The following is a 9,588-nucleotide window of genomic DNA, read 5'->3' on the forward strand; positions in this document are numbered from 1 at the left end:
ATGAAAGTGCTGATACTGGAAGATGAGAAGCCGATCCGTGATCTGCTGTGCATCAACCTTAAGCGGGCAGGCTTCGAGATCGCGGAGGCTTCCACCGGTGAAGAGGCGCTGAGGATTGCCAGGGAGCAGAGGGATTTCGATATTGCGATTCTCGACCTGATGCTGCCCGGACTCAGCGGGTTCGAGGTGTGTACCCTTCTGCGGACACAGTTCCCCCGGCTGGGAATCATTATGCTCACCGCCAAAAGCCAGGAAATCGACAAGGTCATGGGCCTGGAATCCGGCGCAGACGACTATGTGGTCAAGCCCTTCAGTCCAGTGGAACTGGTCGCCCGGGTGCGCTCACTTTACCGCCGGATGTATCCGGGAGAAGCGCTGCCGCAGGAGAATCTCATCGAGCTTCCACCTTTTACTCTAATGCTGGATGAACGGAAATTATTGAAGGACGGACAGGATATCCCGCTGACCCCAACCGAGTTTATGATCGTTAAGCTGCTTATGGAGCAGCCGAACAAGGCCATGAACCGGGACGATATTCTGACAGCCGTATGGGGGCAGTATTTCATGGGAGATCTTAAAATTGTAGATGTGAATATCAGCCGAATCCGCCAAAAGATCGGACAGGAGTCCTCCGGGCCGCAGTTCCTTGAGACGGTGTGGGGATTCGGATATATTTGGAGGGGCTAATCGTGCTGAAGGGAATCAGGTCCAGACTTATCGTCTATATTACCCTTATGCTGCTCCTGATCGTGCTGCTGCTGGAGGGAGTGTTCATCGCTGCTGTCCACTATTATTATCTGGGCAGTGCGATGGAGACATTGAATACAAGGGCTACGACTTCAGCGACCTTTTTCAATAAGTATCTGGAGAGTTATAGCTTGAATGAGCGGGCGCGTTATATTCTGGAGAATCTCTCCCCTGAGGAGAGCAGTAAGGTGGAAGTTCTGAGTCCAGCTGGGCACGTGGTCATTAATTCCTTCGGCTTCTCCAGTACAGAGCAGGTGAGTACCCCTGATGTGAGAGCAGCCCTGACCAGCGGCAAAGGAAACTTTCAGAGCATCAAGCCGGTGAACGGGGAACGAATTATGGCAGTTTCTATTGCACTGAAGGAGTCGGGGAGCACGATCGGCTTGCTGCGCTACTCGGTTTCGGCAGAGCCCTTATATCACGTTATTGTCAAAATCGCGCTCAATGCAGCCTTCATCGGCCTGCTCGTCATTGGATTCGGCTTCATGCTCAGCCTGATTATTGCCAAACGGATCGTCGGGCCGATCCAGCAACTGACCGGTGTCGCCAAGGAAATGGCCACCGGTAATTTTGCCGTCCGGGCAGAGAGGCGTTATGACGATGAAGTCGGCACCCTTGCGGTAACGCTGAATTATATGTCGGAGGAAATCCTCAAGAGCGAGAAGCTCAAATATGATTTCATCTCCTCCGTCACCCATGAGCTGCGGACCCCGCTTACCTCCATCAAAGGCTGGGGGGAGACGCTGCTGGTCGGTGATTTGTCGGATAGGCAGGAGACGCTCCAGGGTCTTGAGGTCATGACCGGGGAGACAGACCGGCTGATCGGCCTGGTGGAGGATCTGCTCGACTTCTCCAAATTCCAGGCCGGAGAGATTCGCATCGTGCGCCAGCCGTATGATCTTAGAGGCCTGCTGGAGGATCTGCTGCTGCAGTTCAGATACCGGGGGCAGACGAAGCAGATCCGTCTCTATGCCGACCTTCCCGATCAGCCGCTGCCGGTGGACGGTGATTTTAACCGGTTGAAGCAGGTGTTTGTCAATTTGCTGGATAATGCCTTCAAGTTCACCCCTGCGGAGGGCGAGGTCCGCCTTACAGCAGTACTCGAAGGCGAGCGGATACTCGTCACAGTCGCCGACAACGGCGAAGGTATCGAGGCTGAGGATCTGGCCCAGCTTGGCACCAAATTCTTCAAAGGCCGCTCCCGCCAGTCCGGAAGCGGCCTGGGCCTCGCCATCTGCAAAGAAATTATCGAGCTGCATGACGGGCAGCTGCGAATCGAGAGCGAATTCACCAAGGGAACCACAGTAATTGTAGAGCTGCCGCGTTACGAGGTGGAGCAGCATTTTGCCTCACCAGTGTAGCTCTAGCTCTGTATCCCGCGGTGCTTCTATTACTCTACCCGGGCTTGTCCGCTCCCTCGCGCGATTTCCACAACTGGCTCAGTCTCTATAGAGACGTTACCGGCCACGGCTCTGGAGATCATACAGGAGGCTTCAGCCTTATGTGCCAGCCGCTCTGCCATCTTCAGCTGCGCCGGTGCCGCACCAGCCTGGAGCACAATGCTAGGCTTGTGCACAATCTTTTCGTACGTGAACACATTATTCGTGACATCTACTGTCGCTTCAGACGCCAGGGTCAACTCCTCTGGAACAATCTCTGAACGCTCCAGCATTGCGGCCAGGGTAATCAGGTAACAGGTCGCTGCTGCACCCAGCAGCATCTCATCCGGGTTCGTGCCGGTTCCCGGTCCGCCCATCTCCTGCGGAATCGATATAACCGTCCGCAGTCCGCCCGCATCAATATGCCCTTCGCTGTTCCGCCCTCCATTCCATACCGCCTTCAGGTGAAAAGGATGCTTCATCTCATTCCGTCCTTTCTTTTCTTCATATCAAATAAGCGATCTTGTCTTGTGTCACTTCTGGGGCTAGATACGCCCGATCCGTCTGATCTCCAACCACTGGTCTGCCTGCCTATACACATGGCAAGTCATCTCCGTAAGATTCACCAGCCCAAGCGACCTTTCTTCAAGTATCGGATAGGTATTAGACCCCAGATCGCAGTTCATCCTGGCGCCGTCACCATAGATCCGTTCAACCGGCGTATGCCCATGAATTACCGGCCTGCCATTCGTTAAATCAAGCAGCGCTTCACGCGGCTGGCGGTAGAATTCATATTCTGTCATCCATAGAATCTCCCGGCTCTGCTCCTCCAAAGGCTGCTCTGTATACAATCCTGCATGTGTATACACATATTCATCATCCTCAAAGTACAGCGGCAAAGAATACGCCCACTTCATCAGCTCCTGCCGTTGATCCGGGTCGGGATAAGCCTGCTTCAAGCTCGCCAGCGTCTCGCACCCGCCATGGCTCAGCCAGAGCTTATCACCGCTGATTATATAATCCCCCATCATTTCTTCATGATTACCAATTAGCGCATGAACCTGACCCGGATGCCGCTCTGTAAGCTGCTTAAGATAACCAAGCACTCCGGCCGAGTCCTTGCCCCGGTTGATCATATCTCCGCCGATGACCAGCTGGTCTTTTCCCCAGTCCAATCCAGACTGCCGGAGCAGAAGCTCCAGCCCCTTTTGATCCCCATGGATGTCCGTTATGAAGAATTTGCGCATGAACTCCCTCCTTAATAACAATAACCGCAGGCCCCTTAATTAGCCGCTCAAAAGCATTCCACCGTCATTGTAGGCATCAGAGAAGAGGCGCCCGGCAGATTCCCGCATGAATGCCTAAGCTGTTATAATGCTGCTTGATGTTAATTAGGGCATGGCCGCTGAACACACGGGAGACCCTCTCTTCGATGGGACCCACCTCTACCTGTTCCTGCCGCAGCAGCCGCTCCACCGCGACCTTGATCTCCCGGGGGTATATATTTCCGGCCACACTGGAGAGACCATTGCAAGGGCCTGAGGCGAAATTCTCCACAAGCTTCATATCACCTGCGGCAAAAAGAATGAATTCCTCCGGGTACTCCACCCCCACATGCCGCTGCAAATCGCCTGTTTCCTTGTACCCTACAATGTTCGGATAACGGCGGATTAACAGATTCAGCGATTCAGGAGCCAGATCGAATCCGGTCCGGCCGGGGTTATTATACAATGCCACCGGCTTGACCGTATGACTAAGCAGCTCCTCCACATAAGCGATTGCCTGCTGCTGTGTAGGCCGGATATATGGTGGGAAGCCAATCATAATCGCATCCATCGCCGATGTCTCCAGCGCCTGAATCAGCGTTACCGCGTCACGGGTTCTGATGGCAGAAGCCCCGAAGACCAGCTCTATCCCTTCGAATCGCTGCTGATTGAAGTACTCAATGATCTCCAGTCTCTCTGCGATACTCATCGAATGCTGCTCACCCGTGCTTCCTGAGATAAGCAGCGATTCGATGCCGTTCTGCTTCTGGAAGGCGACAATGGCTTCGAATCCTTCTACATCCAGACCTTCATCACTGTAAAAAGGCGTAGGAATCGCTACATTTAATCTTTTCATATTACACTCCTTACTAATTGCCATACTAAGAAGTTCTGGACAAATGCTTCTCTTCCATCGCATCCAGGAGCAGGAATAGCAGGGTACCCGCCGCTGTTATTCGCTCCGCCTGATCTGTGCGCTTGAATATACTCACCAGGCTCCAGCTCTCCGGCGCAGTTGGTCGTGATTTTGCGGATGCTGGATTCATTGACCTCCAGATGGAACTGCAGCCCGACTACATAATCCTCATATTCAAAACACTGATGGGCACAGCCCAGGCTGTAAGCAATGAATTCTCATGCACTCCACCCGCTTTACTTTTTTTTGTACAATCATCTTCTATCTCCAATGTAACAAAAAATCCTGATGAATCAAGAAATACTTGATCATCAGGACAAATTCAGTTCTATACCCACTCAGCTGTCTGCTTATTTAGCCTTGCCCGCAGGCTCATAGATCAGACAACGCAGCTGCTTACCCGGATAGCGGAATTCCGCATTATATTTGCTGCCATCTTCCAGTAATACATCCACGGCTACCATCCCGCGTTTGTTGTTCACCTCGGTGCCTGTCAGATACGCCTTCACTATCTTTCGTTTCTCTCCCTGCTTGTCCTTCACAATCCGGGTAGCTTCCTTTATCCAGCTGTCATCCTTCTTCATGGCAGCCGCTGCTGCCGCGTCGATAGGGGTTCTTTTTATAATAGAGTTAAAAGCTGTCGTATCTACCACCACCCCGGTGTCAGGATCGATCTGTACACTATATTGCCAGTATTCCTGACCTTGTCCAAGCAGAGTAAGCGACTTATATGGTGCAGAGTGAACCGACCAAAATGAGGGTATGCCATAACCCGGTTCCACCAGCGTAACATTCGTTCTCAGCTTGGAGACATCAGCATCGAACAGCTTACGTACACTTTCAGCCGCCCGTGCCTTTACTTCATCCTTGCTGAATTTCTCTGGTACGGCAACGGCCGGAGCAGTTATATTGCGTTTAGAAGACAGAAGATTAACCCGGTAGTACCAGTCAATCATTTGCAGCAGCTCTTCATCCGTCCAGGTGCGCTCCGGTTGATGATACGTATTGGTCTTTATATCGAGATACAATTCTCCTTGACCCGCCTGTAACGGCAAAGGCTTCTGTGGCCGCACACCATCATACACATACTGATCCTCCAGCACCCGCCTGCGATTGATCTCCGCATCGCTCATCGCCCGGCCTGAAATGCGGGGATCGCCTGGGAGCTCTATATAGTCGTAGATTTGCTGGATTTCTGCCTCCGTCATCTGCTTCAGCAGCAGATCATCATTCACGGTAGATACCGGGGCCGGGGACTCTACCTTTAGTACAGGAACAGCACTTCCTGCCGGACTTGCTTTAGCATTGACCTGAGTTGCCGTACTGTACTTCGCAATGACTGCTGAGTTCGCCAGACTGGGGACAAGGAGTCCGCTGAATGCGAACATACCGCCTGAGCATAGGACAACTGCCACAGTAACAGACCACTTTTTCTTGTTCAATTGTATTACCTCCATCAGAATTCAGGATATTCTTTCTATCCATAGCATAATTCCGGGATGTTATAGAGTGGAGGAGCAGTTGTTATGGAGTTGTAAAATAGTTTCACAAAGCGGAGCTTAAAAAAAGGCGGATGCGCGTTCCCTCCCCAGGAGCAGATAGCAGCTCAATTCTGGCCTGATGCGCTTCGGCGATCTGGCGGCATAGAGAGAGACCCAGACCTGCATGGCCATAAGCCCGCGAGCGTGAAGGATCTGCACGGTAGAACGGCTCAAATGCCCGCCTGCTCTGCTCTTCTGTCATTCCACTCCCGCTATCCTGTACTTCAAGCACCCCTTCTCCATCCTGCTGATAGGCCAACACACAGATCGTCTGCCCTGGCCGGGACACCGGAATCGCATTCTCGATCAGATTCACCAGCAAAGCTGCCAGAAGATCAGCATCTCCCCATACGGCAGGAATAGAACTATCCATTTCCAGCAGTAATCCGTTATCTGTTACCCTCTGCTGCTCGGTCTGGGCCACTATGTCGAATAGCGAAGCCACATCTACCTCTGCCAACACCAGCGGCTGATGCCGCAGAACGGACAGATCCAGCAGTTTGAAAGCCAAATTCTTCAACCTCACCGTCTCGCTAAGAATATAGTGCCCCGCCTTGACCTGATCCTCCTGATCTATGTTAGCAGTAGTCAGCAGCTCCGCGAATCCCTGCATACTGGTCAGCGGTGTCCGCAGCTCATGAGCCAGATTATCGACCATCCGCTGCTTATCCTCAGCCATGCCTGCGAGATCGGTTATCCGCTGCTCGATCACTGAAGCCATCCGGTTGAAGTTTACGGCCAGCTCCCCGAACTCATCCCTGCTGTTCAACTCCACACGATTGGAATAGTCACCTTCGGCAATCGTCTTCGTCGTCTCTGACAACAGCTTGAGCGGCTTGGTCAGATGCCGGATCAGAAGGTAGAGCAGCACCACAAGAGTTGGCCCCACAATCCAGTTAATCATCACAAAAAAACGGTTAAGCTCCTGCTGCTGGGCATACAGCCCGCTAATATCGCGGTTATAGGCCAGCTCCAGATGCTGGTAGGGAGCCGGGAGCGGCATCGCTAACGTCATGATATGCTCCTCCTGTGCTGAACGCGTCTCCTCCTGACCGGGACTCCCCCCGTCCTCAATGGGATAAAGCAGCCGTCCATTCTCCCGGAGTTCCAATTCTATTCCCTGTTTGCGGTAATGCTGACCATAAGATTGAGTCACGTTTACCAGCAGTTCAGGGTTGAGCGACATCCCTCTGAACCGATTGGATTCCAGATTCTCATATATACTGTTTGTAATTAGCAGTTGCTCGCTGGCCGCGCGTTTACGCTCACTCGCCATGTTCAGCTGCCAGCTTTTTTTCAACACCATCACGACACTCACATCAAGGGCCGCTATAAAAAGCACCAGGACAGCAAGAAGAATCTTATGCCAGAACCGCATGGCTAGACCTGAACTTCCAGCCGGTAGCCCAGCTTGAACACGGTTTTGATCCGTTCTTCCCAGCCCAGTTTTTTACGCAGCTGCCTTATATGTACATCCACGGTACGGGTATCACCGGCATAATCATAGCCCCAAGCCAGCTCCAGCAGCTTCTCTCTGGAAAGAGCAATATTCCGGTTGCGAATTAGCACTTCAAGCAGCTCGAATTCTCTGGCTGTCAGATCCACCAGCAGCTGTTCCACCCACACCTGACGCTCCGTGAACCGGATTTCAACCCCATCGCATACAAAAGCAGAGGCGGCCTGCTCATTCCTCCGCAGCACAACATTAATCCGGGCCAGCAGCTCCAGAATCTCAAAAGGCTTAATAATATAATCATCCGCCCCCAGCTCGAAGCCCCTGATCCGGTCAGAGAGTGCACCCCGGGCCGTAATCAGAATCACCGGAATCCGCAGTGGAGCAATCTGCTCCATCACCCCGAACCCGTCCAGACCGGGAAGCATGACATCCAGCAAGACCAGATCCGCACGTTCCTTCTCCAGCATATCCGCTACCTCCGAGCCGCTATAGGCTTTGGCATACGTATGTCCCACCAGCTTAAGATTCATCGTTATTAAATCATTAATCGCCTGTTCATCCTCAACAACAAGTATATGAGCCATCTGTCGAATATCCTCCTAACTGTAGCCACAGGGTGCCTGTTCATAGGTAACCTAATCTTAATCATACCAGATTACAGAGCATCCATAACCTATAAGCCGAACCTGACATTACACACCCACCTGCCAAAAAATCCTGACGAGTCAAGAACTGCTTGATCGTCAGGACTAGTTTGTTCATTGAACATAAGCTTCCCGCTTATTTCCCCTTATCGGCAGGCTCATAAATGAGGCAACGCAACATCATACTCGGATAGCGAAATTCCGCATTATATTTGCTGCCGTCTTCTAATAACACATCCACCGCAACCATTCCGCGCTTATTGTTTACCTCGGTATCGGTCAGATAGGTCTTTACGATCTTCCTTTGCTCTCCTTGCTTGTCCTTAACAATCCGTATAGCTTCCTTGATCCAGCTAGGATCCTTTTGGACTGATTTAGCCGCAGCCTCATCAATAGGCGTTCTTATCGCTGCCAAATTAACTGCTGTCGTATCCACTACCACTCCGGTTTCTGGATCAATCCACACATTGTATGTCCAGACCTCCTGCCCTTGCCCACGCATGGTGCGCTCCTTGTAGGGAGAGAAATACACCCACCATTGTGAAGAGAAGCCATATTCCGCTTTTCTCAGATTAGTTGCCATTTGCATCTTAGACACATCGGCATCGTAGAGCTTCCGCACACTTTCAACTGCACGCATTATGAATTTAGATTCGCTGTACTTTTGAGGAAGAACAGGTTTTTCCGGAAAACGTTTAGAGGCTGCATGCGTCTGGCGATAGTTCCAGTCTATAAGCTGCAGCAGTTCTTCATCGGTCCAAGTTCTATCTGGAACGTAGAGCGTATTGGTCTTTAGATCCAGATATAAATCTCCTTGTCCCGCCTCGAAGGGCAGGGGCTTCTGAGGCCGAAGGCCATCATACTCATACTGATCTTCCAGCACCCATTGACGCTTAGTTCGAAGGTTAAGCTCAGATTCGGTTTGATCCTGGCCGCCAACTACCGTGGGCTCAGGTGCTTTGCTCAGCGAATCATAAATTTGCTCCATTAGCTCCTTGTTCATATTCTTCCGCAGGTAATCATCGACAGTAGATACTGGCACGGGTGCCGCTACTTTCAATACAGGAACTGTACTCTCCGGCAGTGTCAGTCTGAGATCATTCTGTGCTGCTGCGCTGCCTTCTCTACCACTACCTTACTCTCAACATGTTATAAAGTAGAGTGACAGTTGTTATGGAGTTGTAAAATGAGACCATACCTCCTGGTTTGGTTGGCCTGCCTTCAGTCAGCGCCGAAAATACAAAAAGACCACTGTCGAGGAATCAACAGTGGTCATGTGTGCTTGGCAACGTCCTACTCTCCCAGGACCCTTCGGTCCAAGTACCATCGGCGCTGGAGGGCTTAACGGTCGTGTTCGGGATGGGTACGTGTGGAACCCCTCCGCTATCGCCACCAAACGGGCATTTGAATATCAAATGCTATAATTCAGGTCTCAACATCGCCAAATGCTGAAAACAAATCTCCTTTACAGAACTGCTTGAGCTCTTTAAATTCCAATTTGATTCCTGAAAACTGAATCCGAAATGAATCTGCGTATTAGAAATTTGGATAAGCCCTCGACCGATTAGTATTGGTCAGCTCCATGCATTGCTGCACTTCCACCTCCAACCTATCTACCTCGTCGTCTTCAAGGGGTCTTA

Annotated in this window: 10 protein-coding genes and 2 rRNA genes; 2 read left to right on the forward strand and 10 right to left on the reverse strand. The window is 51.5% G+C overall.

The window, feature by feature from the left end:
* Both ACFSX3_RS21935 and ACFSX3_RS21940 read left to right on the forward strand, forming a co-directional pair.
* Positions 1 to 687 (forward strand): response regulator transcription factor, encoded by a 687-nt coding sequence (locus ACFSX3_RS21935; RefSeq protein WP_209993253.1) that lies wholly within the window; start codon positions 1 to 3, stop codon positions 685 to 687.
* A gap of 2 nt (positions 688 to 689) precedes the next feature.
* Positions 690 to 2,108 carry a sensor histidine kinase gene (locus ACFSX3_RS21940; protein ID WP_379255071.1) on the forward strand — a complete coding sequence of 473 codons (1,419 nt, stop codon included), beginning with the start codon at positions 690 to 692 and terminating at the stop codon, positions 2,106 to 2,108.
* Positions 2,109 to 2,137: 29 nt separating this feature from the next.
* Here ACFSX3_RS21940 and ACFSX3_RS21945 read toward each other — a convergent pair whose 3' ends face one another.
* The 10 genes from ACFSX3_RS21945 to ACFSX3_RS21990 form a co-directional block, all read right to left on the reverse strand.
* Positions 2,138 to 2,608, reverse strand: coding sequence for an OsmC family protein (locus ACFSX3_RS21945; RefSeq protein ID WP_209993254.1), 471 nt, complete (start codon positions 2,606 to 2,608; stop codon positions 2,138 to 2,140).
* Between the two features lie 63 nt (positions 2,609 to 2,671).
* Entirely contained in the window at positions 2,672 to 3,373 is a 702-nt protein-coding gene (locus ACFSX3_RS21950) for a metallophosphoesterase (protein ID WP_209993255.1), read from the reverse strand.
* A gap of 76 nt (positions 3,374 to 3,449) precedes the next feature.
* Positions 3,450 to 4,247 (reverse strand): dihydrodipicolinate synthase family protein, encoded by a 798-nt coding sequence (locus ACFSX3_RS21955; RefSeq protein ID WP_209993256.1) that lies wholly within the window; start codon positions 4,245 to 4,247, stop codon positions 3,450 to 3,452.
* Between the two features lie 25 nt (positions 4,248 to 4,272).
* Positions 4,273 to 4,437 (reverse strand): hypothetical protein, encoded by a 165-nt coding sequence (locus ACFSX3_RS21960; RefSeq protein ID WP_209993257.1) that lies wholly within the window; start codon positions 4,435 to 4,437, stop codon positions 4,273 to 4,275.
* Positions 4,438 to 4,657: 220 nt separating this feature from the next.
* Positions 4,658 to 5,749: a hypothetical protein gene (locus tag ACFSX3_RS21965; protein ID WP_209993258.1), complete on the reverse strand. Its 1,092-nt coding sequence runs from the start codon at positions 5,747 to 5,749 to the stop codon at positions 4,658 to 4,660.
* Between the two features lie 103 nt (positions 5,750 to 5,852).
* A complete protein-coding gene (locus ACFSX3_RS21970; RefSeq protein ID WP_379313261.1) occupies positions 5,853 to 7,166 on the reverse strand; it encodes a sensor histidine kinase in 1,314 nt (437 codons plus the stop codon).
* A gap of 62 nt (positions 7,167 to 7,228) precedes the next feature.
* A complete protein-coding gene (locus ACFSX3_RS21975) occupies positions 7,229 to 7,888 on the reverse strand; it encodes a response regulator transcription factor (RefSeq protein ID WP_209993260.1) in 660 nt (219 codons plus the stop codon).
* A 196-nt stretch (positions 7,889 to 8,084) separates the two neighbouring features.
* A complete protein-coding gene (locus ACFSX3_RS21980) occupies positions 8,085 to 9,008 on the reverse strand; it encodes a hypothetical protein (RefSeq protein WP_209993261.1) in 924 nt (307 codons plus the stop codon).
* Positions 9,009 to 9,228: 220 nt separating this feature from the next.
* Positions 9,229 to 9,345 (reverse strand): 5S ribosomal RNA (gene rrf / locus ACFSX3_RS21985).
* A gap of 147 nt (positions 9,346 to 9,492) precedes the next feature.
* Positions 9,493 to 9,588 (reverse strand): 23S ribosomal RNA (locus ACFSX3_RS21990); the annotation flags it as partial.

It is taken from the genome of Paenibacillus rhizoplanae (assembly GCF_042684125.1).
Taxonomy (GTDB): Bacteria; Bacillota; Bacilli; order Paenibacillales; family Paenibacillaceae; genus Paenibacillus_AQ; species Paenibacillus_AQ rhizoplanae.

Bases quoted from the DNA above. Each gene is read 5' to 3' on its own strand.
- ACFSX3_RS21975 (WP_209993260.1), bottom strand. From the start codon at position 7,888: ATGGCTCATATACTTGTTGTTGAGGATGAACAGGCGATTAATGATTTA.
- ACFSX3_RS21950 (WP_209993255.1), bottom strand. From the start codon at position 3,373: ATGCGCAAATTCTTCATAACGGACATCCATGGGGATCAAAAGGGGCTG.
- ACFSX3_RS21960 (WP_209993257.1), bottom strand. From the start codon at position 4,437: ATGAATCCAGCATCCGCAAAATCACGACCAACTGCGCCGGAGAGCTGG.
- ACFSX3_RS21955 (WP_209993256.1), bottom strand. From the start codon at position 4,247: ATGAAAAGATTAAATGTAGCGATTCCTACGCCTTTTTACAGTGATGAA.
- ACFSX3_RS21945 (WP_209993254.1), bottom strand. From the start codon at position 2,608: ATGAAGCATCCTTTTCACCTGAAGGCGGTATGGAATGGAGGGCGGAAC.
- ACFSX3_RS21935 (WP_209993253.1), top strand. From the start codon at position 1: ATGAAAGTGCTGATACTGGAAGATGAGAAGCCGATCCGTGATCTGCTG.